Origin of the sequence: Mesorhizobium sp. M0244, assembly GCF_040321795.1 — a bacterium.
Classification (GTDB): Bacteria; Pseudomonadota; Alphaproteobacteria; order Rhizobiales; family Rhizobiaceae; genus Mesorhizobium.
In genome coordinates, this window is the sequence record NZ_JAMYSE010000003.1 from 25,496 (window position 1) to 45,276 (window position 19,781).

General features: G+C 60.0%; 20 protein-coding genes and 2 pseudogenes. 10 read left to right on the plus strand and 12 right to left on the minus strand.

All coding sequences use genetic code 11. The features are described 5' to 3' along the window. Positions 1 to 541: 541 nt before the first annotated feature. A complete protein-coding gene (locus NKJ08_RS03705) occupies positions 542 to 841 on the plus strand; it encodes a hypothetical protein (protein ID WP_352754242.1) in 300 nt (99 codons plus the stop codon). Between the two features lie 229 nt (positions 842 to 1,070). Here the strand turns inward: NKJ08_RS03705 and NKJ08_RS03710 are convergent, their stop codons facing one another. Together NKJ08_RS03710 and NKJ08_RS03715 are read right to left on the minus strand one after the other, a co-directional pair. Further along, entirely contained in the window at positions 1,071 to 1,823 is a 753-nt protein-coding gene (locus tag NKJ08_RS03710) for a DUF7146 domain-containing protein (protein ID WP_352781331.1), read from the minus strand. 627 nt (positions 1,824 to 2,450) lie between these two features. Beyond that, on the minus strand, positions 2,451 to 2,792 hold the full coding sequence (locus NKJ08_RS03715; RefSeq protein WP_352567018.1) for a hypothetical protein: 342 nt from the start codon (positions 2,790 to 2,792) through the stop codon (positions 2,451 to 2,453). Positions 2,793 to 3,423: 631 nt separating this feature from the next. On the opposite strand from NKJ08_RS03715, the gene NKJ08_RS03720 reads away from it, so the two are divergent. Beyond that, the gene (locus NKJ08_RS03720) at positions 3,424 to 3,876 is read left to right on the plus strand and encodes a helix-turn-helix domain-containing protein (RefSeq protein ID WP_352567017.1); all 453 of its coding nucleotides are present in this window, start codon (positions 3,424 to 3,426) and stop codon (positions 3,874 to 3,876) included. Between the two features lie 144 nt (positions 3,877 to 4,020). After that, positions 4,021 to 4,353: a hypothetical protein gene (locus tag NKJ08_RS03725; protein WP_352493588.1), complete on the plus strand. Its 333-nt coding sequence runs from the start codon at positions 4,021 to 4,023 to the stop codon at positions 4,351 to 4,353. 45 nt (positions 4,354 to 4,398) lie between these two features. On the opposite strand, the gene NKJ08_RS03730 is transcribed toward NKJ08_RS03725, so the two are convergent. Genes NKJ08_RS03730 through NKJ08_RS03740 form a run of 3 tightly spaced genes read right to left on the minus strand, consistent with a single transcriptional unit; the run spans position 4,399 to position 6,257 of the window. Then, a complete protein-coding gene (locus NKJ08_RS03730) occupies positions 4,399 to 5,097 on the minus strand; it encodes a transglycosylase SLT domain-containing protein (RefSeq protein WP_352754245.1) in 699 nt (232 codons plus the stop codon). 1 nt (position 5,098) lies between these two features. Next, positions 5,099 to 5,608, minus strand: a complete 510-nt coding sequence (locus NKJ08_RS03735; protein ID WP_352781333.1) for a hypothetical protein — start codon at positions 5,606 to 5,608, stop codon at positions 5,099 to 5,101. A 58-nt stretch (positions 5,609 to 5,666) separates the two neighbouring features. Further along, on the minus strand, positions 5,667 to 6,257 hold the full coding sequence (locus NKJ08_RS03740; RefSeq protein ID WP_352754247.1) for a hypothetical protein: 591 nt from the start codon (positions 6,255 to 6,257) through the stop codon (positions 5,667 to 5,669). A gap of 67 nt (positions 6,258 to 6,324) precedes the next feature. On the opposite strand from NKJ08_RS03740, the gene NKJ08_RS03745 reads away from it, so the two are divergent. Together NKJ08_RS03745 and NKJ08_RS03750 are read left to right on the plus strand one after the other, a co-directional pair. Then, positions 6,325 to 7,365 (plus strand): acyltransferase family protein, encoded by a 1,041-nt coding sequence (locus tag NKJ08_RS03745; protein ID WP_352781335.1) that lies wholly within the window; start codon positions 6,325 to 6,327, stop codon positions 7,363 to 7,365. 26 nt (positions 7,366 to 7,391) lie between these two features. Continuing rightward, the gene (locus tag NKJ08_RS03750; RefSeq protein ID WP_352754249.1) at positions 7,392 to 7,670 is read left to right on the plus strand and encodes a hypothetical protein; all 279 of its coding nucleotides are present in this window, start codon (positions 7,392 to 7,394) and stop codon (positions 7,668 to 7,670) included. Positions 7,671 to 8,195: 525 nt separating this feature from the next. Here the strand turns inward: NKJ08_RS03750 and NKJ08_RS03755 are convergent. After that, positions 8,196 to 8,534 (minus strand): hypothetical protein, encoded by a 339-nt coding sequence (locus tag NKJ08_RS03755; protein ID WP_246592087.1) that lies wholly within the window; start codon positions 8,532 to 8,534, stop codon positions 8,196 to 8,198. A 281-nt stretch (positions 8,535 to 8,815) separates the two neighbouring features. Continuing rightward, on the minus strand, positions 8,816 to 9,088 hold the full coding sequence (locus NKJ08_RS03760) for a hypothetical protein (protein ID WP_352754250.1): 273 nt from the start codon (positions 9,086 to 9,088) through the stop codon (positions 8,816 to 8,818). 916 nt (positions 9,089 to 10,004) lie between these two features. Between NKJ08_RS03760 and NKJ08_RS03765 the strand changes: the two genes are divergently transcribed. Further along, positions 10,005 to 10,652, plus strand: a complete 648-nt coding sequence (locus NKJ08_RS03765) for a helix-turn-helix transcriptional regulator (RefSeq protein WP_352781337.1) — start codon at positions 10,005 to 10,007, stop codon at positions 10,650 to 10,652. 601 nt (positions 10,653 to 11,253) lie between these two features. On the opposite strand, the gene groL is transcribed toward NKJ08_RS03765, so the two are convergent. Both groL and groES read right to left on the minus strand, forming a co-directional pair. Then, a complete protein-coding gene (groL, locus tag NKJ08_RS03770) occupies positions 11,254 to 12,909 on the minus strand; it encodes a chaperonin GroEL (protein WP_352781339.1) in 1,656 nt (551 codons plus the stop codon). A 65-nt stretch (positions 12,910 to 12,974) separates the two neighbouring features. Next, positions 12,975 to 13,271, minus strand: coding sequence for a co-chaperone GroES (gene groES / locus NKJ08_RS03775; RefSeq protein ID WP_006333965.1), 297 nt, complete (start codon positions 13,269 to 13,271; stop codon positions 12,975 to 12,977). Positions 13,272 to 13,657: 386 nt separating this feature from the next. Between groES and NKJ08_RS03780 the strand changes: the two genes are divergently transcribed. After that, positions 13,658 to 14,299, plus strand: a complete 642-nt coding sequence (locus tag NKJ08_RS03780) for a helix-turn-helix domain-containing protein (RefSeq protein ID WP_352754254.1) — start codon at positions 13,658 to 13,660, stop codon at positions 14,297 to 14,299. On the opposite strand, the pseudogene NKJ08_RS03785 reads toward NKJ08_RS03780, so the two are convergent. From NKJ08_RS03785 to NKJ08_RS03795, 3 genes and pseudogenes are all read right to left on the minus strand, one after another. Further along, positions 14,277 to 14,384: pseudogene (locus NKJ08_RS03785) on the minus strand (HPP family protein); the annotation flags it as partial. The gene NKJ08_RS03780 and the pseudogene NKJ08_RS03785 overlap by 23 nt on opposite strands. 253 nt (positions 14,385 to 14,637) lie before the next feature. After that, positions 14,638 to 15,378 carry a transposase gene (locus tag NKJ08_RS03790; RefSeq protein ID WP_352754255.1) on the minus strand — a complete coding sequence of 247 codons (741 nt, stop codon included), beginning with the start codon at positions 15,376 to 15,378 and terminating at the stop codon, positions 14,638 to 14,640. A 73-nt stretch (positions 15,379 to 15,451) separates the two neighbouring features. Next, positions 15,452 to 15,916: a Ros/MucR family transcriptional regulator gene (locus tag NKJ08_RS03795; protein ID WP_352781341.1), complete on the minus strand. Its 465-nt coding sequence runs from the start codon at positions 15,914 to 15,916 to the stop codon at positions 15,452 to 15,454. Between the two features lie 619 nt (positions 15,917 to 16,535). On the opposite strand from NKJ08_RS03795, the pseudogene NKJ08_RS03800 reads away from it, so the two are divergent. The 3 genes and pseudogenes from NKJ08_RS03800 to NKJ08_RS03810 form a co-directional block, all read left to right on the plus strand. Next, positions 16,536 to 17,309 (plus strand): annotated as a pseudogene (locus tag NKJ08_RS03800) (MFS transporter); the annotation flags it as partial. A gap of 127 nt (positions 17,310 to 17,436) precedes the next feature. Beyond that, positions 17,437 to 18,297: a site-specific integrase gene (locus NKJ08_RS03805; protein WP_150834625.1), complete on the plus strand. Its 861-nt coding sequence runs from the start codon at positions 17,437 to 17,439 to the stop codon at positions 18,295 to 18,297. A 12-nt stretch (positions 18,298 to 18,309) separates the two neighbouring features. Then, on the plus strand, positions 18,310 to 19,491 hold the full coding sequence (locus tag NKJ08_RS03810) for an IS91 family transposase (RefSeq protein ID WP_352453914.1): 1,182 nt from the start codon (positions 18,310 to 18,312) through the stop codon (positions 19,489 to 19,491). Positions 19,492 to 19,781: the final 290 nt, after the last annotated feature.

Below are 19,781 nucleotides of genomic sequence, written 5' to 3' on the forward strand. Positions count from 1 at the left end.
TCAGGTAGGCGACCATAGAGCCGCAAGCAGCGGCTGTGGCGGCGATGTAGCCCGTCCGCGGCGTGATCCGCCTGGGATGGTGAAGCATGATGACAATTCGATCCTCGACGTAAACTGTTTCATCGATGGCGTGCATGAAGAGCACGCGGTCATGTCCTCGTGCCGGAGGATCCGACGAAGCTACGCCACTATGGTGACCTCTCAAGACCGGAACCGCGCGCTTGTGACGTTCTGTAATGTGGCGCACGAATTTGTGCCGTTTTATATGATCTTTGGAATCCTATTCGTCGCCAAGGCGTTGAAATAAGATCAAACAGGTAAAATCGTTCGATGGTTTCCTCCCATTTCCACCGGACGGTGTTCCTCCCTGAAGGCTTTAACCTTCTTTTGGCCGGGCCGTATCCGAGCCCGGCCATTCTTTCTTCCGGCTTCCTTGTTCAGCGCTGGCGGAACGCGTTCTTCCTGGTGTCAATCATTCGCGACCAAGGCGGTTCGCACTCGCCGCCTCTGAGCTTTTCGAAGGCTACGCAGGGGAGAGGCGGTGCGTGGCGCCGAGCGAAGGCAGGAACTGGCCAATATCTATGACCTCGAAGCTTCTCTCATATTGGTGCTATTGGTGCGCCGTTCGCCTCGCTATCTCTTCGACCAAAGCGCGCGTGCGGGAAGGAGAACTGAAACTGCCGGAAAATCCGACGATTGCGGGTCTGGTCATCTGGTCCTGGCCCTCTCCTTGAAAAATGCGGGCCGCAGCCGCGGCAAGATGTATATAAATATAGAGAAAGAGAATTGCGTATTTGTGGCGGCTTGTAAAATTCCCTTCCTCTGCTTTTGGCGTTTGTGAGTTCTCGTTGAGCGATTGTGCAGCGAGGCGGGTTAGCGCCTTAACCGAGTGATCGACAGTATCCTCTGGCGGAAGACTTCGGCCGGTCATCTGACCCCAAAGCATGGGTGTCGAGTAGAGATAGGCACGCACCTGGTGCAGGTTCCAGATGCTCGAAGGCACCCTTCGCCAGAACAAGTGGTGCCAAATTTGTGATCAAAGTTGATGGCCAAGCTGGCCGCCGAGGGGCTCAGGTGTCTGCGCCGAGTGTTTCGCGCAGCAGAAGATCCAAGGGTCGGGTCTCGGGCGTCGGATCGTCCTCCCACAGCTTCGCGAAATCCCGGTCGTCGGGCGGTCTGTGAATGAGGACCTGGCGCTCAGGGTTGGCTTCGCGAACGCGTTCGGCCGCGCTGAGGCCGGGCTTGTCCGGATCGGCGAAGACGACGATCCGCTGGACGCATTCGGGCAGCTGAAGTAATGGCAACCGTGGTGCTCCCAATGAGCACCAGACGGGCAGGCCGTATCGCAGCATTACGGCATGGCCGGTCTCATAGCCTTCGGCAATACCAAGGACGTGGGCCGCTGGGGCGAGCCGCAAGGCAAAGCCCCGGCTCGGGCCGATGATGCGGCGCGGCTCGTCCAGCGCAGCCTTTTCTGGCCGTGTCGGGTGCAAGAGGGTGAGCTGCACCGAACAGATCGAACGGTCTGGGGCCTGCAGAGCAGCCACCAGCGCGGGAAAGCGGTTCTTTCCCAACCGATAATCCGGCAGATAGCGCACAGTTGGCAACGTCGCCGGCAGACGGCGAGAGGCAAGATAAGCTTCGCCGTGCGTGCCGGCGAGCGCAATCGCTCTCGACCAGAGCGCGAGCGCGTCCGCTGCCGTGGTTTTGGGCGCCGCCGGACGAACACGACGCAGAGGCTCGGCCGCGCGCTTCGACAAATCCAGGTCCGCAATAGCGGTCTCGATGTCGACGGGATCGCAACCTGCAAAGCAGTAGAGCATAAGACGATAATCCCCGTCACGAACAGAGAGGGAGGGATGGCGGTCGCCTTTCCCTTGCCCGTGACTTGGTACTGGGCAACGGCACAAGTAGCTCCCGCGCGCCGGGAACCCTCCTAAAGCGCGATATACCTGCGCAGCGCTTGGCCACGACACCTTTGTCATGGACCTGATAATGTCGCCAATTCGCTATCGGATCAATAGAATGATTAAATAGCGCGTTAAACATTCCCGGCGAAATAGCCGGGGCGTTTCAAGGGCCAGGACTTAGCCGTCCTGACGGCAGGGTCGCCTCGGCCAGGTAGCCCAAGCCTGCATCGCTGAAAGCGCGATTCGCAAACACTCGAGATTAGCGATCAGGAGCCGTTGCATGAGGTAATTACGAGAACCATTTGCGCGCGAACCGCAGCATGGTGATGTCTGCGCAGCAGGCGCGCAACCCGACCTTCAGACGATCGGCACATTGGCGGCGTTCCTGGGCGTCTCGGTCTGGGCCTTTTGGGAATTCGGGACGCTGCCTTGCGCAAGCCTCGAATCATTTGGGGCTATCGTATCAGGAGATCACAGACCTGGCGGAATAGCAGGATCGTCTGTGTGCGTGATTGAGCAGATCCTGGCAAGGAGAGCCTGTTAGAGTTTGAAGCGGCCAAGGCGCTGATCGTTGACGCGGTACTGCCAGGCCAGTTTCGGATCCTGGGGGTTGACGCCGGACGTTGACCAAGCGGAGCGCTCGAACTTTGCAGCGTCATGCAAAGAAAGATCGTCATCACAGCGCGACAGTTGTAATGACGAGCGAAGACGATGACGTCCGATACTGTGGGTTAGAAATTTGATGGCACAGACGGCGGCGAGGGACAGGATCAAGAAAGCAGTGGAAAAGCTGAGCATGCGAAGGCCGGCTTCCTGATCGGGCAGGGCGAAGAAAGCGAGCACGCCGCCGGCGAAAATTGCGAACGCGAACCTCATGAACATGACAGCGAGTCTCCTATTTCGATGTCGATCATTATAATATCACAGATTGATCGTCATTATAATGATCAATGGAGATAGGATGACCCCTCATGGATCAAGCGTTTTCGAAGGCTGGGGGCATGGTGCCGTTTTTGGCGGTATCGGCTTCAGAGTATTACCCGGCGCCATTTCCATCTCGAACAGGCATAGAGATTGGTTCCGGGGCAAGCCTTGCGGCCCCGTCTCAGAGTGTAATCGCCAGAACCACTGGCGTCGAGGTCTCGCTTGTGGTCGACCTGAACCAGGTCATACGAAGTGGTCGGGCAACGATTGCAGGGCCTGCCTGCCGCAAGGGCGGAGATCAGGGTTGTCCCTCCGGATGAGGTGGCACACGACAAAATCATTAGTAAGAGGACCCGCGACATCCAACCGGATTCATTTAATTATTCATTTTCAACAGGGCGTGCAGATCGTCAAATGCTATCGTGCATCTGGAACGATTGCTGTAGGCCGTCACTTTGCGGGAGTATGGGGAGGATGCCGCGACACTTTAATAGGGCAATGAGTTATCGTTTCGGCTACAAGCCCTGAGCACTAGACATTCTGCAAAAAAATGGCCGTCATATTCCGACCGATAAGCAGGGGGGCAGCTGTGCCGATATTTAAAAACAAGACAGAAGACAGCGATGGTTGGCTTTCGATCCTGCTCGCGCTGCGACTTCGCCAAATCGAGAACGAGTACCCGGACTATGCGAGTTTTGCCGACGCTACGGGGCTATCGCGCGGCACGCTCTACCAGTTGCGGGCGGGGAAGGGGAACCCGACATTGGTCACCTTGGAGCGGCTGGCGCGACACCTCAAGGTTCCGGTGTGGACGCTCATTGGTCGGACTGGTGACGACGACAGCGTGAAGCGGGACATCGAGACCTTCGGCTTCAGCTTCACCGAGATTGCGCGGCATATTGAGGCCACGCGTGCTGTGAAGCGCTCGATGACGGAGTTCAGTGGTGTTCCTTCTTTGAAAGAGGCAGCCAGCCCCGCTGGGGCAACCTCCGAGAAGAAGCGGCTGCCTCCGGCCAAAAAGGGACGCAGGGCAAACCAGTAGATACAAGAAAAGTAGAAGATGCTAAACTACCAGCGTAGATTCATTTGCTACGATTGGCAGAAAATCTATTGTATATTTCTTTGACTCGCACCAAGAAATCCGCCAGCGTCGATGCAAAGGCATCATTTTGCTGAAGGGTTCACGATGCAAGCGAATATCTGGCAAGTCGCAGGAGACAATGCGCTCTATAAGGAAGTGGCGGCGTTTGTCGATTGCCACCCGAAACCATGGGTGGAAGAGGTTTCGGAATTTCTGCGGAAGAAAGGCAAGCCCGAGACGATCACCTTGGTGATCGGACAGTTCATCGTGGCGGCTCTGTTCGAAGGACAATACGCGGATCTGCTGTACTGGTCGCTGGTTGCGGCCGAAGTGAACTGCGTTGTGATGGAGCAATGGCCTGATGATGTGCGCCAGGAGTTGGCAAGCCATCTGAAACGGGGATTTGTAAAGCTCTCGTCGCGCAATCTCTCCCATTGAAGGCGGCGGGCCGACGGGGGCATGGCCCTCAATGGGGAGACGGCGTCACACCTGACCAGGGGCAACGTTGATGTCGCTGCCGGCGGGACCGGGAGCGGATGAAGCGAGTTTTGTGTCACCACCACTGGGCGTCGGAAAGTCGCCTGGTCCCATTTGGCAGACCGCTTGCGCGCCGCATCCCTGAGGAATGGATTGGCCGGCCGAATTGAGGGCGGCATAGCGGCGGTTTACGTCGTTCGTCCAGTTACGGCGCTGGCTTTCAGTGCTGCCGTTGTAACGATCGGCGAGGCAGCGAATACTTGACGTGCCGCCGCACGATTTGACGGCATCGCGAAGCGTCAGTACGCCGCCTTCAATGTTTTCGGACAAGATGCCCCGATCCATTCCGTAGGCCCGGCCGGTCGCCCCCGTAAGCTGCATCGGTCCAAGAACGCCACTGAAGGAGCCGGCACATGCTGACATCGCGCCTTCGTGAGCGGACACGGCAAGAGCGAGCTTGGGATCAACGCCATACTTGTTGGCGGCGTCGACAATCATATTGGCGATGTTGGGGCTGCGCTCCATCATCTCTTGCGTGGGCGGATAGCTCGGCAGACCCGCTCCGTTCGTACAAAGGGAACGCAAGGTTGTGTTGTCATTGAGGTCGCAAGAATTTGCATCATGGTCAAAGGAATTCGCTTGCGAAACAGGCGCTTGTGCAACGACCAGGAGCGCGGAAAGGAGTATTGGGAAGGGACGCAGCATCTTACTTCCCCGGGCAGAAATTATAGATGGTGCCATTGATGGAGAGCGCGTCGGTGGATGGGCGCGTAATCTTCATCGGCGTGATGACCGGGGAGCTGCTGCCACGCTCGGTACATGAGGCTTGGAACGCATCGTCTGCATGACGGGTGCCTGCTATCTTGCAGGTGCTTGCTCCGACGGTAATTGCGTCGCCGTCGAACTCGGCAAGTTCGAGAGCGCCGACGCCTTGGTCGAGATCGGCACATGTGTGCGTGGACGCTACATATGATCCCTGCGGAGCCTTGAGCGGATCAAGTGCTTGCGCGATTGCCGGCGAGATCAAGACGGCTAGAGTCGCGAAGATTGTCCGGCTGGCCATGGCAGATCTCCGGAACATCATCCCGCCGTGGCCGGCGGCAGGAGCCGCGGTCAAGGCCGCGCATCGCGCGCCGTCAGGGAAGCATTGATCCGTTGGCGATGGCCGGTGGCTGGCTGGTGTCCTGAATAACGTCAGGTTCTCCGTGCCGATCATGATTGCGCTCCTTGGGGATATCGAGGTTGCCGAAACACAACGGCGTGGGCTGCTTCCTCTAGGGTTGCGGGACAGGGACCCGGAATTGGCATTCCTGGGCGATTTCACCTTGGAATACGATGCCGGCCCGAATGCTTTTGGCCTGAACATCATATGCACCCATCGCACCATTCCGAGCGAGGTCGGGGCGGACGTTATTCGGTTGCGCGCCATATTCGATGAAACAGCCGGAGCCAGCGTCAGCGACCGTTGATCGGCCGTTCTGGTAGATCGCCAAGCGCATGGGACATCGTTTCAGCGTGGCATTGCCGACAGGATCGGTGCGGATCGGCGAGCAGCCGGTGAGCGTGTGCAGGACCGAGAGGACGACGGTTTTGGTCGGGCTGCGAACGACGATGTGACTCTCGGAAGCCGGCGCGTTGGCGACCGCAAAGCGTGTATCGCCTTTGGCCACGTAGGCGTCGTTGTTCTTCTTCAGTCGGTCGGCCCATAGGGAGGCGTAGGGTACGGCTTCCGAGTTCGGGAGCTCGAGATCGGCATAGGCGACGGCGCGCCAGGCGTTCGGATCATGCGTGAGCGACTGGGCCGAAGCGTGGGGCGCCAATCTAAGGGCAGCCGCGACTGCGACAAATGTCAGGCGTGCATGCATTCCTTGCCTCGCTTGTGTGCCCTATGATTAAATCAATGTTGTGATGATTGTCGAGCGTGATATTTGGATGGGACAAAAAGCCCGCCTATCGGGGCTGGATGAATTGCGAGGCCTGGCGATCGGGCTGGTGGTGCTGTCGCATGTCGGGCCGGTCTTCGGAGAAGGCGGGACGGTCGCCGCTCTGCTGTTTGCGCCGGCATGGAGCGTCGGGGTCGACCTGTTCTTTGTGATTTCCGGCCTGGTGGTGGAACGCTCATTGCGAAGCCTGCGCCTCGAGCGCGGAGCGCTCGAGGCGGCCTCCGCCTTCTATGTAAGGCGTGCCATGCGGATCGTGCCGCTGGCCTGGTGCGTCGGCGCCATCCTCTCGATCGGGTTGATCATCCCGGGAAGCGGCGTTGAGCCTGCAGACGCGAAGGCGGCATTCGCCTTCATCTCGAATGCGCATTGGGCACCCTGTTTCGGGGGCGCCACAGGATGCGGGAACGCCTTTGCGTTTGGGCCATTCTGGTCGATTGCCGCCGAGATGCAATTTTATCTACTGGCTCCGCTCCTGGTGTTCTTGCTACCGCGGCGGGCGCTCCTCGCGCTGGCCGGACTCGTTCTCGTGGTCGGGACATTCACGCTGCGGCCCTGGGGCGGGACGCTTTGGACGTTCCGCATCGATGCAATCGCGGTCGGGCTGGCGATCGGAGCAACCATGGGCACAAGCGCATGGCCCCGTCTGGCGGAACACCTGCGGGTGATCGGCAACATGGAAGCGGCGTTCTGGATGTCGATCGCGGCCTTCATGTTGGCGATCTTGCCGCCGGCGATGCATGGCGTGGCGACTGCCGTGCTGGCGCTGATGTGCGGGTGGATCGTGACAAGGGCGACCTTGCGGGATGATTCTGTGAACCGGCCGGGGCGGATGCTGCGCCGCTTGGGAGGCATCTCCTATGCCCTCTATCTGATCCATCTGCCGGTGCTGGCGCTGTTCAACTGGTCGCTTAGCCAATTCCTGGACGCTCCGGCGACGGCAACGCTCTCGATCGCGGTCGCGATCGGGCTGTCTCATGTGCTGACGGTGGCAATCGGAGATCCGCTCCGGCAGCTCGGCCGCCAATGGTGAAATCGAAAAGTCCGGGAGGTGTTGCCGTGACGGAAGAAAATCGTCAGTGGTCGCTTGGTGGTGAAGATGTCGATCAAATTCCGCGAGGAGCGAGGGCGCTGGCGGAGCAGCTTTTGACCGAGACCGACGGCGATGCCGTGGCAGCGCTCGTCGCGGCATGCTGCGTCATTGGAGCCATGCGCTCGGCGGTACCGAGGGGTATAGTGCGCAACGGATCGCCGTCAGGGGTCGATATCGCGCAAGTGCTGGACGTGTTCGTGCGAAGCGAGCTCCCAGCAAAAGAGCAGAACCTGACCGGTAGATGACTTCCACCGCGAAGTAGCTACCATGTTGGGGGCTGTGCGGCCTGCCGCTCGATCCCCCGGAATGCTGAATGCACGATACCCGCAGTTTGATCTTCGTGGACGACCTTCAGCAATGCCATGCACTGACACTGATTTCGCCAGGAAAGAGATTGAACTAAAGCCTTGCGAAACGCTTTGGCCGAACGACAGGATCGGTCTCGCATAGGGAAGCATGATTTTTCGGCCGGAGGTGAGCGATGCGGCCTCCATGCGTGAAGGTCGCCATGACTGCTGGCGCGACCACACGCAATACGCTCGAAGTCGCCGAAGACGGTCGTCGCAATCTTCGAACTGGGATCTGCACGAAGAGACGCGGTGGTGAATTGGCACGCTGCGTGACGACACATCCGGAGCGTCGTAAAAGCCGCTCGCAGCGTACCTCTCATACGCCCGCGGACAATCTTGCCGACGCCGGCGCCGTTGGTTTGGCCGTCGGCTTCTGTGCGCATCTGGCCAGCCGACACGCGGCAGTGTGACGGCCGCCGCTTAGTAGCGGTCGCCGAACCAGCCCTTGCTCTTGGGCGGCGAGGGTTCCTGATAGGCCCACGGGACAGACTTGTAGGACGGCCTCGGGTCTTGGACGCGCCAAGCCTTCTGCCAGTAGTAGAAATTGAGGGGTACTCGGGCGAGCACGCGACCATCGGCAGACAGGAGGTCGGAAGCGCAGGCGACGACGGGGCCGTCATAAAATTGCACGCGGCCAGTATAGCCGTTGAGCGCTCCGGGTCGGCAGGCAAAGACGCGAACGCCTGCAGCGATCGTGTCCGGGGCTTCCGCGGGAACGGAGATCGTCTTGACGCCTTCCTTGGTGATGAGCGTGCGCACAGGCACGGAGCTCCAATGCGAGCGGCGCAAGGCGTTATTCGCCTGAGCTTCGGTTGGGTAGCCGGCTCGCCGGGTAATGACCGGCGGGAAGCGCCCCCAGTCTGGCGCATATTCTTGCCGGCTGCGACTGACCCGATCAGGCTTCCAATAGGAGTCCGTAGCCGAAACGGGGCCGGCCGAATGTGAAGCATCCGGCACTCGCTCGGCGCAACCGGCGAGCCAGGCCGCGGATGCGACGAGGTGGAGGATGTGACGAAAAGAACGCATATCGTGCTCGGGGGTCATGGGTTTGCAGGTGAGAGTTTCCGGTGAAGCCAAGGCATCTGGAAGGCGCTGGCCCAAATGCCGCGATAGGTTTTGCGAGCCTGACGCTCGATCTGGGCGTAGAGGGGGATGCGGCGATCGAGATCATCGGGGAGGGTGACGGCTACGCCTGCTTTCAGCCTTTCGCCGGCGACGTCGGCCATTTCGCTGGTTGCACAACGCCCTCGTCTTTCCGGATCGGCGAGCAGACAACCCATTTTTTTCAAGGTGGCGGTTGCGAGCCATGTCATGGCGACAACCCACAAGGCCACGTCTGCTTCCCCGCCTCGCGGTCTGGCCCAGGTCGCAGCCGTCGACGCCGCGATAGGTGCACGAAGCAAAGTTGATTGCTGGTTCCCATGAATCACTCCTCTTCAGATTCATTGAGTCAGTAAACTATCTTGCAAATCGCTGTGCAAGTGTCTCGGACTCATATCCAGGGAAGGGAGGAGGGTGCTCGTATCTGGATCCGTGCCCGATGAGCCGGGTAGGGAGCCTCGGTGTCGAGTTGACCCGGGGCCATCAGGCATGCGCGCTATGCCGCGGCGGTCGCAGCGGCATCCGACTGGACGAACTCAGCGGCTTCGGGGGTAGCCTTGCCTGATGTCGCTGCGAGCCTCTCGAAGCCGCTGTTCGAGCGCTAAATAGCGAGCCGTAATCGCATTCAGCTTTATGAAGAACTGCTTGCTCTGCGCAGGGTTGCCCGGCACAGGTGGAGGGGACAAAGCGAAAAGAGCATCCCTATCAGCGTTTAATTGTTCCAGCTCCAAACAGAAACGGCAAACCTCGTGGTCGGTCGTTCCGGAACTCCGATGTGATGCACGGCGCGAGGTACGCGTAGGGTTAGTCTGCCGACCCACATCGTTTGACGAAAATACGATCGTATCCAAGGCGTTTCCTCCACGCCGGGTTGTGGCCATGCAATCTGGAATAAAGTGGGTTGCAACCTAAGTATACTGGCGGTTTCGCCTGTCACTTTTGACAGGTCGCGAGACGCTGGAATCCAGCGAGGGGCAACCTGGTTAGATAGCTGCGCGGGTCAGCTGCGTCCGCAGGAGAGGCAACTGCTCGAATACCCTCCGTCATGTCGTGAAAATTTGAGTCAATTTGCGCCATATCCAGCTTACCTCCTTGCTATCGACGTGCCTCTCGGCCTTCTGAACACAATTGTCGAAAGTTACGGCCTTGAGACCGCGGCCTTTCTTACCCGTCAAGCCGGTTTACGAGGAACCGAGCAAGCCGTTCTATGTGACCACCTATTCGCCTGACTGGGTGAAACGCTACATCGAGAAGGATTTTTTCGACATCGATCCCGTGCTTCGCTATGGGCTGCGTGCTGTGACATTGGTTGATTGGAAGGAGATCGACCTATCGGACAAGGCCGTGCGCACGTTCTTTGGTGAAGCGAGGGAACATGGTGTCGGGAAGCATGGCATCACGTTCCCGGTTAGGGGTGTCGACGGCGACCGCGGCATTCTGAGCGTGACGAGCAACGAGAACGCAGCGGCGTGGCGGGCGTTCCTCAAATCCGGGGTTCGCGACTTCCAGCATCTCGCCGGCCAATTTCACGATGCTATCGGTCGAATCCAAGGAAGACCACGCCATCAGACGGTCTGCTCCGATAGAGAGATCGAATGCCTGAAATGGTACGCGAGGGGAGAGAAGGTCAAACGGACCGCAGAGATACTGTCGCTATCCCCTCGCACGGTCCGATTTCATCTTGATCTGGCACGGGCCAAGCTGGGTGCCAAAAGCTTGGCCCATGCGGTTGCGATCGCGGCAGAGCGCGGCCTTTTCTTTCAAAGACTGTTCTGATCGGTAGCCAAGCGCTTCGCGGGTGGCCGCCGGCAAAACCCGTTCCGTTTCGTGAAGCTAGGAATGATAGAATGACTGAATCCTGGGGAAAGAAGGGAACTGGATCATGGAATGCTGGCCAAACCAAGTGCCCTATTCACAAACCATACGGTACCGCTTGCCGGGCTCGCTGACGTTCTTGCAGACAAGCACCTTGTGCGGCTCGGAAGAGGAGAGCGGCGGACTTGCGGCCCGCCAAACGACTCTGTTTGATGTTTTTTGACCTGCCGAACGGCGCGGTTCGAGCCTCTCCGGCTCCTGTGGCGCAACCGGAAACACGCTGGTTTCGATCTGTTGCTGCTGCAGGCGTGGCGGCTCTTTGTCAAAGAACCGCCTGGCATCAAGCGATCTCGGAATAATCACCGTACCATCATCGCTGTGCGCGCAGCCGCTGCCCAACAGTAAGGCCAGCCCCAGGAAAAAAGGCAGTATCCGTCCAAACGTAAGCATAACCCTTGGCGGGCATACCCCGGCTTGCGGGTCGCCGACAACCGGCGCAATTGATACGAAGAAAGGGCGGCACTGCTTGCCGCCCTTTCGAAATTGTCGAGATGCGTGGACCTTAGAAACCCATACCGCCCATGCCGCCCATGCCGCCGCCGGGCATGCCGCCAGGCATGCCGCCGCCAGCCGACTCCTTCTTCGGAGCCTCCGCGATCATGGCTTCGGTGGTGACCAGCAGGCCAGCGACCGAGGCCGCGTCCTGGAGAGCCGTGCGAACGACCTTGACCGGATCGACGATACCCATGGCGATCATGTCGCCATATTCGCCGGTCTGGGCGTTGTAGCCGAAGGTCGCGTCCTTGTTCTCGAGGATCTTGCCGGCAACGATCGAAGCTTCAGCACCGGCGTTGGCCGCGATCTGGCGGGCCGGAGCCTGCAGCGCGCGACGCACGATGTTGATGCCGGCGGTCTGGTCGGAGTTGGCGCCGACAGCCTTGATGGCCAGCGAAGCGCGCAGCAGGGCGACGCCGCCGCCGGGAACGATGCCTTCTTCGACGGCCGCACGGGTCGCGTTCAGCGCATCATCGACGCGGTCCTTCTTTTCCTTGACTTCGATCTCGGTCGCACCGCCGACGCGGATGACGGCAACGCCGCCGGCCAACTTGGCCAGACGTTCCTGCAGCTTCTCCTTGTCGTAGTCCGAGGTGGTCTCCTCGATCTGCTGCTTGATCTGGGCAACGCGGCCCTGGATCTCGGCCTTCTTGCCGGCGCCGTCGACGATGGTGGTGTTCTCCTTGGAGATCGACACCTTCTTGGCGCGGCCGAGCATATTGAGGCCGACGTTCTCGAGCTTGATGCCGAGGTCTTCCGAGATGACCTGGCCACCGGTGAGGATGGCGATGTCTTCCAGCATCGCCTTGCGGCGATCACCGAAGCCCGGCGCCTTCACGGCGGCGATCTTCAGGCCGCCACGCAGCTTGTTGACGACCAGCGTGGCCAGGGCCTCGCCTTCGACGTCTTCCGAGATGATGAGCAGCGGCTTCGAGGTCTGCACGACGGCTTCGAGAACCGGCAGCATGGCCTGGAGGTTGGACAGCTTCTTCTCGTGCAGGAGGATGTAGACGTCCTCGAGCTCGGCAACCATCTTGTCGGCGTTGGTGACGAAGTAGGGGCTGAGGTAGCCGCGGTCGAACTGCATGCCTTCGACGACTTCGAGTTCGGTCTCGGCGGTCTTGGCTTCCTCAACCGTGATGACGCCTTCGTTGCCGACCTTCTGCATCGCTTCCGCGATCATCTTGCCGACCGACTCGTCGCCATTGGCCGAGATCGTGCCGACCTGGGCAACTTCCTCGGAGGTCTTGATCTTCTTGGCAGCCTTGCCAAGCGCCGCGACGACTTCGGTCACGGCCAGGTCGATGCCGCGCTTCAGGTCCATCGGGTTCATGCCGGCGGCAACGGCCTTGTGGCCTTCCTGGACGATCGACTGCGCCAGAACGGTCGCGGTCGTGGTGCCGTCGCCGGCGATGTCGTTGGTCTTCGAAGCAACTTCGCGGACCATCTGCGCGCCCATGTTCTCGAACTTGTCTTCAAGCTCGATTTCCTTGGCGACGGTGACGCCGTCCTTGGTGATGCGCGGCGCGCCGAACGACTTGTCGATGACGACGTTGCGGCCCTTGGGGCCGAGCGTGACCTTCACCGCGTCGGCGAGGATGTTGATGCCGTGAAGCATGCGCTCGCGGGCATCACGGGAGAATTTTACGTCTTTGGCAGCCATTTTTTACTCCTGGGCATTTCGCCCGAAATTCAGATTGGATGGTGCGGATGAAAGGCGGCGGCGTGTCAGCCGATGATGCCCATGATGTCGGCTTCCTTCATGATCAGAAGGTCTTCGCCATTGAGCTTGACTTCGGTGCCCGACCACTTGCCGAATAGGATGCGGTCGCCGGCCTTGACGTCCAGCGGGACCAGCTTGCCAGCTTCGTCACGAGCGCCGGAGCCGACGGCGATGATCTCGCCTTCCTGCGGCTTTTCCTTTGCCGTATCCGGGATGATGATCCCGCCGGCGGTCTTGGATTCGGATTCGACCCGACGAACGACCACGCGGTCATGAAGCGGGCGGAACTTCGACTTTGCCATTTTTGGATTTCCCTGATGCCGATGTTGAACGCTTCTCCGTTGCCGGAGCGTGGTTAGCACTCACCAGTGGCGAGTGCTAACGCGGCTGTGGGATAGGCTGTCGGCTCGTACCAGTCAAGACGCTGAAGAAAGGCACGGGCGAAGAGCAAAAAACGCGCGGCCCTGCGAGCGCAAGACGCCGTCACTGTTGTGACTGCCTGTGACTGCCCCACCGTTCCTCATGCACCCCCTAACAGGTGTCGTTAGGGCAGGAAACGCGAGGCGCGTCACTGTCCAGTTGGCCCAAATCGACGCTGCATCCGACGAAAGCGCCATAGCATAGAAATTTTGGTGCAGTACCATCGACGCTGACATTCCTGACAAGTCGGAATCGCTAAGGTTGCCGAATGAACGCCGCGGTTGGAAATGACAGGCGCTCGGGCTATGTTGTCTGTCATTTTACTATGGGCTATATCGTCGAGGCAAAAGGGCCGAGCGACAGGCAAGTTGTGCGCACGCATCGATTTATGAGACGAAATGGAAACGGCGAAGTGGACAACCCGCTTCGCGCCAACATTGCGACGGTCCTCGAGGCCGAACGCCGGCGAAGGCGGCTTCGCCACCAGGACATGGCGCAGTTGTTTCATACGTCGCCTGGTGAGGGTCTCGCCTACCGGACCTACATCAAAACTGCTCGGCGTAGGAACAATGTCACCTTGCGTACCTTAGACATGATGGCCCGTTCTCTTCGGATCTCGATTGCGGCTTTGCTGACAGCCAGAACCGATATCGAGCCTTGGGTTCATGAGCTTGAAGACCACTCAATCCGGAGGCGTCTTGGCGCCATTCTCAACAGCGAGCGCGCGCGCAGGAACCTTCTGCTGTATCAGATGGCAGAGTTGATCGGCGTCTCGGAGATTACATTCGGGAAGTTGGAACGCGGCGCTGGAAATGTCAGTGTCGATACAATTGCTGGCATCGCTAAATCGCTCTGTCTGGATCCCACGACATTTTTGTTCCAAGACCAAATTGCGCCGCGATCACCCTGACCAGCGCCGAAATCGTATTGCCGCCGATAATCGACCAAGGTTGCGCCTGCGGGCCTGAAGGCACGGCGGAGAGCAGCACGACAGATGGAACTCATCTTCGAGGAACTCGAGAGCACAGCGACGGAAGACGAGGTCGCCGGCGAACAGGCCGCGGCCCGGACCACCCAGATGGCCTCACTCGGCCGAACAGGCCGATGTAAGAGCTGCCGCATGAACGTCCGCGCCTTTGACAAGCCGGCGAGCTTCAAGAAGGAAGCGGGGGCATGTTCTGCATGGCGCAAACCCTACGCGGCGATGGCGCCGCTCCCGTTCAAACCCGTGGGGCTGGGACTGCCATGTTACAGTCCCAGCCGTCTCTTCAGTTCGGCGTTCTCCGCGCGCAGGCGTTCCGCAAGTAGGTTCTTCAACCGCTTGTTTTCTTCCTCAAGCGCCAGAAGATCTTTGAGATCGTCAATCGCTGGCGCGGCTACCGCGGCCTTCTTTTTCCATTGATAATAGGTCTGCTCCGATGTGCCGGCCAGCTTAACGGCGCTCTTTAGAGTGGCACCGACACTGAGCAACTTTTCGATTTGACGGAGCTTTTGGACGCGCTCCTCTTCGGAGTACATTTTGCGGCCGAGCCGCACTGATCCGACCCCCTCATTGGGCTCGGATGAGGCCCCGTTCTTAGGAGCAGGTGACCTCAAATCCGCCTTTGTGTTTCGCTGCGGGCGGCCCTTCTTCTTCGTCCCTGGAGTCTCGATCTTCGCAGCGCCTTTCGTAGCGGCGTTTAACGGTTCAGTATGCTCGGTCTCTGCCATGTGATGCTCCACTTTTGCCTGGTCCAAATGTTCAGCATTAAAAGTCACGATATTGGAATCAACAAACTGACGGTTTGACGTGTCCATCTCCTCGAGTTGCCGTGTTGTCTCGGCGAAAGCAGCTGAGAGATCCATGTCGCCCCAAAGGGAATTGTCGCGTTTTTGATAGCCGCGCCTTTGCTTGACTTCCACGATAAATGGTCGGGTCTGCCGCCTCATAATTTCTCCCTTGATTGCATGCGACTTGAACAGGGAAACCACTGCTGAAGAGAGCAGCACCGCGCGGGCGCTTCCCAGTGTTGGTGCAGAGCTTTACCCAAGCGAAGGAGCGATTTTTGCCGAAAACGTTCGATCAGGCTTTTGGCTTCCGATTGCCCGATTTCTGTACTGGCGGTCCTTTTGCAGCTTGCTGGGGTTTTCGCCCTAAGCCCGCCTTTTTTGCCAAAGACGAGCGAGTTGCCGCGTAATTCGGCGCAACCATTGGGTAGTCGGATGGCAGTCCCCATTTCGCACGATAATCGGCAGGCGTCATACCATAGCTCGTAGCCAGGTGACGCTTGAGAGACTTGAACTTCTTGCCGTCTTCCAGCGAGATGATAAAATCCGGCGTCACCGATTTTCTGATCGGAACCGCGGGCTTCAACGGCTCTGCCTCTGGTTGGGATTGGGCACCAGACGGCAACGAGTTCAACGACCGGTATACCCGGTCGATCACAGAGGGAAGTTCTCCCATAGGAACCGGATTGTTGGACACATATGCCGAAACAATTTCGGCGGTTAGCTCGACAAACGCGTTGCTCGTTTCACCCTCAGCCAACGTTTTCCCTCCTTGTCAGACAAATCGCACAAATGCCGAGAATAGAGTAGCCGCGCGATGTCTGCAATCGCGCCCCATAGCCGGGCAATAGCCGGGCGCCCATGTCTCCGGTGCACGCGGTCGCCGCCTCGGGCGTGCTGACCGCCGAACAACGTTGTGGTCCGGATCACACGGCTCAGCTGCTGATGGCGTGCGTCTCTGGCGCTTCTGGCCTATACCGAGGCGCTCCGCTCCGCGCCAAGGCAGTAGCCAACCGGGCATATCGACATGCCCAGCGGTCTTCGCTGAACGTCGTCAACTGGCGTCGCTCGTTGCGTGCATGAAATCGTCCAGCCGATGCTATGGGCGCTCCCAGGACCGCGGCAGTTTGACATCGCAGCCATCGGCGCGGTAGCACCGTCCAAGGCCAAGAGTCGCAGGGCAGACCGCACCCCGTCGGGCTGCGCGACTCAGACCAACTGACGCCAACCGGCACAAACATCGCGCATCGGCACCGTTGATGCGACATCGGCTTTGTTGCGAGCGCGATATCTAACTTTGTTGCGATGCAGCTGGGCGCAGGCGCACCGCTGTCAGCAGGTGAGTGAGCGAAAGAACTACGTGGTGGAGGTGAGAAGTCATGCGTCGAGATTCCCGCCCCTTTACGGCAGCCACACTGATCCCGCTTCAGCATCCGGTCTTTCGTTCGATCTGGACAGCCACGCAGATATCCAGCCTTGGCTGGCTCGTGCAAAGCGTTGCCATAAGCTGGCTCATGGCAACGATTTCGGCCTCCGATCTGATGGTTGCGCTCGTACAGGCGGCATCGACGCTGCCCGCCTTCTTCTTGTCGATTGTTGCTGGAGCGATTGCAGACAGCTTCAGCCGCCGCGGGGTGATGCTTGCCGGCCATTGCCTGATTGCGACGGCATCCGCGGCGCTGGCGCTCTCTGTGGGGCTGGGCTTTGTCAGTCCCTGGCTGATCCTGGGACTGAGTTTCCTGGCCGGGTGCGGCTTTGCCTTGAACGATCCAGCCTGGCACGCCTCCGTCGGGGACATCCTGGAAAAGCGCGAGATACCCGCTGCGGTAACGTTGATGTCGGTGGGGTACAACGTTGTTCGGAGCATAGGACCGGCGCTAGGGGGTGTGATTTTGGCGTTGCTGGGACCGCTGTCGGCTTTCGTCTTCGCGGCGCTGAGCGACCTGGTCCCGTTGAGCGCTGTCCTGCGCTCCAAATGGCAAGTTCGCTCTTCGCCTCTTCCGCGCGAGCGGATGACGACGGCCATTCACGATGGCATGCGCTTCACGGCGATTTCCTCGGAGATCAGAGTGGCGATTGTGCGTGCTACCCTGTTCGGACTGTCGAGCATCTCGATTCTTGCTTTGCTCCCCCTCCTGGTTCGTGACCAACTAAGGCCTGTTGAGATTCAGGATTGAACGAAGCCGCTGACGCGTCATTTGGTGCGTGGGTTTGCGGATGACGCTTCTGTTTTGAAGGATTGCGGCTGTTGAAGCGCAATCTTGAGAACAGGAGTTTGAGATGGCCGAGTTGAGCCCTCTTCGCCGACGCATGATCGAGGACATGACGATCCGCAATCTGTCGCCGGCCACCCAGCGATCCTACGTGCACGCGGTGGCCAAGTTTTCGCGCTATTTCGACCGCTCGCCGGACCGGCTCGGCCTGGAGGACGTCCGCGCCTTCCAGGTCCATCTGGTTTCGGCGGGAGTCTCGTGGCCGGCGCTGAACCAGACGGTGTGCGCGCTGCGGTTTTTCTACGGCGTGACGCTGGGCCATGCCGAGATCCCGGAGCGGATCGTCTACGCCCGCTCGCCACGCACGCTGCCAGTGGTGCTGAGCGCCGACGAGGTCGTCCGGTTCCTGGAGGCGGTGCCGAGCCTGAAGACCCGAACGGCATTGACCACGGCCTACGCCGCGGGACTTCGCGCCTCGGAGACCGTCGGGCTGAAGGTCGGCGACATCGACAGTGAACGCGGCGTGATCCTCGTCCATCACGGCAAGGGCGGCAAGGACCGCACCGTGATGCTGTCGGCGCAGCTTGTGCGCATCCTGCGAGTCTACTGGCGGCTGGCGAAGCCGCAGGGTTGGCTGTTTCCCGGGCGCGGCGTCGACCGCCCCATCGATGTGCAGGTTCTCTATTCGGCGTGCCGCTCGGCGCGTGCGGCTGCCGGCATCGACAAGCGCGTGACGGTGCATACGCTCAGGCACAGCTTCGCCACGCATTTGCTGGAGAACGGTACGGACATCCGCATCATCCAGGTGCTGCTCGGCCACAACAACCTGTCGAGCACGGCGCGCTACACGAAGGTCTCGAACGGTCTCATTCGGCGGACGGAAAGCCCGCTCGATCGGCTGACCATTGAGGTTGTGCCGCCGGGCTGACCGGTTCCGCCAATGTCGGCGAGACTGGAGGTGGCGGACATCTTCCGCCGCCACGGCGAGGCGTATCGGCAGGCCCATGACGGCCATCTCGGGCGCGTCGAGCGGCGCGTGATGAGCGCGATCGAGCTATGCCGGACCGCCGAACTGGGCGGCCATGTCGAGGGCTGCCGGTCCTGCGGGGCGATCCGCGTCGCCTACAATTCCTGCCGCAATCGGCACTGCCCGAAGTGCCAGGGACAGGCCTGCCGGGAATGGCTTGCCGCGCGGCAGGGCGAACTCCTGCCGGTTCCCTATTTCCACGTCGTCTTCACGCTGCCGGCGCAAATCGCGGCGATCGCCTTCCAGAACAAAGCGGCGGTCTACACGATCTTGTTCAAGGTGGCCGCCGAGACGCTACGCACCATCGCCGCCGATTCCAAACATCTGGGAGCCGAGATCGGCCTTGTCGGCGTCCTGCACAGTTGGGGTCAGAACCTCCATTATCATCCCCATATCCATTGCATCGTGCCAGGTGGTGGGCTGTCGCCCGATGGAACGCGCTGGATCTCTTGCAAGCCCGGCTTCTTCCTGCCGGTGCGGGTGCTGTCGCGCCTGTTCCGCCGACTCTTTCTGGAGGAACTGCGGACAGCGTATGAAGCGGGCAAGTTGAGCTTCTTCGGCGATCTCGCCGAACTGGCGCTGCCCGTCGTGTTCAGACGCCGGCTGGGCGAGGCCCGCCGCCTCGAATGGGTCGTCTATGCCAAGCCGCCGTTCGGCGGGCCAGAGCAGGTGCTGGCTTATCTCGGTCGCTATACCCACCGTGTCGCCATCGCAAACTCCCGGCTCGTCAGCATGGCCGACGGCAAGATTGTGTTCCGCTGGAGAGATTATCAGCATGGCGGCAAGGCAAAACTCATGACGCTGAATGTGCACGAGTTCATCAGGCGCTTCCTGCTGCACACCCTGCCGGACGGCTTCCACCGCATCCGCCATTATGGATTCCTCGCCAACGGCCATCGCGCCGCAAAGCTCGACCTGTGTCGCAGGCTGCTGGCCAACCCGCTGCAGGACAATATCGAACCGCGCGTCGAAAGCACGCCCGCGCCCCTCTCATTAGCGCATCGCTGCCCATGCTGTGGAGGATCGATGATCACGCTGGCCATCTGGCGCTGCGGACAAGCGCCGCCAGGTCCCTTGTGGGACAACACCTCATGATCGTACGCGGCAGGTCCACATCACCAGCTTTGGTATCCGTCGCCATCCGCGCCGGCATGCCGACCTTTGACTTTCCGCACAAGACCGCGAGCACTCGTGCCCGCGACAGAAGGCGTCCCCACCCAATCCGCGGTGATCGCCATCAAGAGTCGACCTTCCACCGTGCCATCATCCCTTGGGGTCGCATCGCGGTTGCCCTTCATTCACCCGACGAAGACAATCCCGACCGCCCCTCCAGGCTACAATCCCCATAGCGCCAGATTAGCCCGCGGCTTCGTTCAATCCGGCTT

Coding starts and splice junctions, on each gene's coding strand:
- groES (WP_006333965.1), bottom strand. CDS start 13,271: ATGGCAAAGTCGAAGTTCCGCCCGCTTCATGACCGCGTGGTCGTTCGT.
- NKJ08_RS03740 (WP_352754247.1), bottom strand. CDS start 6,257: ATGCATGCACGCCTGACATTTGTCGCAGTCGCGGCTGCCCTTAGATTG.
- NKJ08_RS03805 (WP_150834625.1), top strand. CDS start 17,437: ATGGCCGAGTTGAGCCCTCTTCGCCGACGCATGATCGAGGACATGACG.
- NKJ08_RS03760 (WP_352754250.1), bottom strand. CDS start 9,088: ATGACATGGCTCGCAACCGCCACCTTGAAAAAAATGGGTTGTCTGCTC.
- NKJ08_RS03735 (WP_352781333.1), bottom strand. CDS start 5,608: ATGATCGGCACGGAGAACCTGACGTTATTCAGGACACCAGCCAGCCAC.
- NKJ08_RS03730 (WP_352754245.1), bottom strand. CDS start 5,097: ATGCTGCGTCCCTTCCCAATACTCCTTTCCGCGCTCCTGGTCGTTGCA.
- NKJ08_RS03780 (WP_352754254.1), top strand. CDS start 13,658: ATGAACGCCGCGGTTGGAAATGACAGGCGCTCGGGCTATGTTGTCTGT.
- groL (WP_352781339.1), bottom strand. CDS start 12,909: ATGGCTGCCAAAGACGTAAAATTCTCCCGTGATGCCCGCGAGCGCATG.
- NKJ08_RS03710 (WP_352781331.1), bottom strand. CDS start 1,823: ATGCTCTACTGCTTTGCAGGTTGCGATCCCGTCGACATCGAGACCGCT.
- NKJ08_RS03810 (WP_352453914.1), top strand. CDS start 18,310: ATGTCGGCGAGACTGGAGGTGGCGGACATCTTCCGCCGCCACGGCGAG.
- NKJ08_RS03725 (WP_352493588.1), top strand. CDS start 4,021: ATGCAAGCGAATATCTGGCAAGTCGCAGGAGACAATGCGCTCTATAAG.
- NKJ08_RS03745 (WP_352781335.1), top strand. CDS start 6,325: ATGGGACAAAAAGCCCGCCTATCGGGGCTGGATGAATTGCGAGGCCTG.
- NKJ08_RS03715 (WP_352567018.1), bottom strand. CDS start 2,792: ATGTTCATGAGGTTCGCGTTCGCAATTTTCGCCGGCGGCGTGCTCGCT.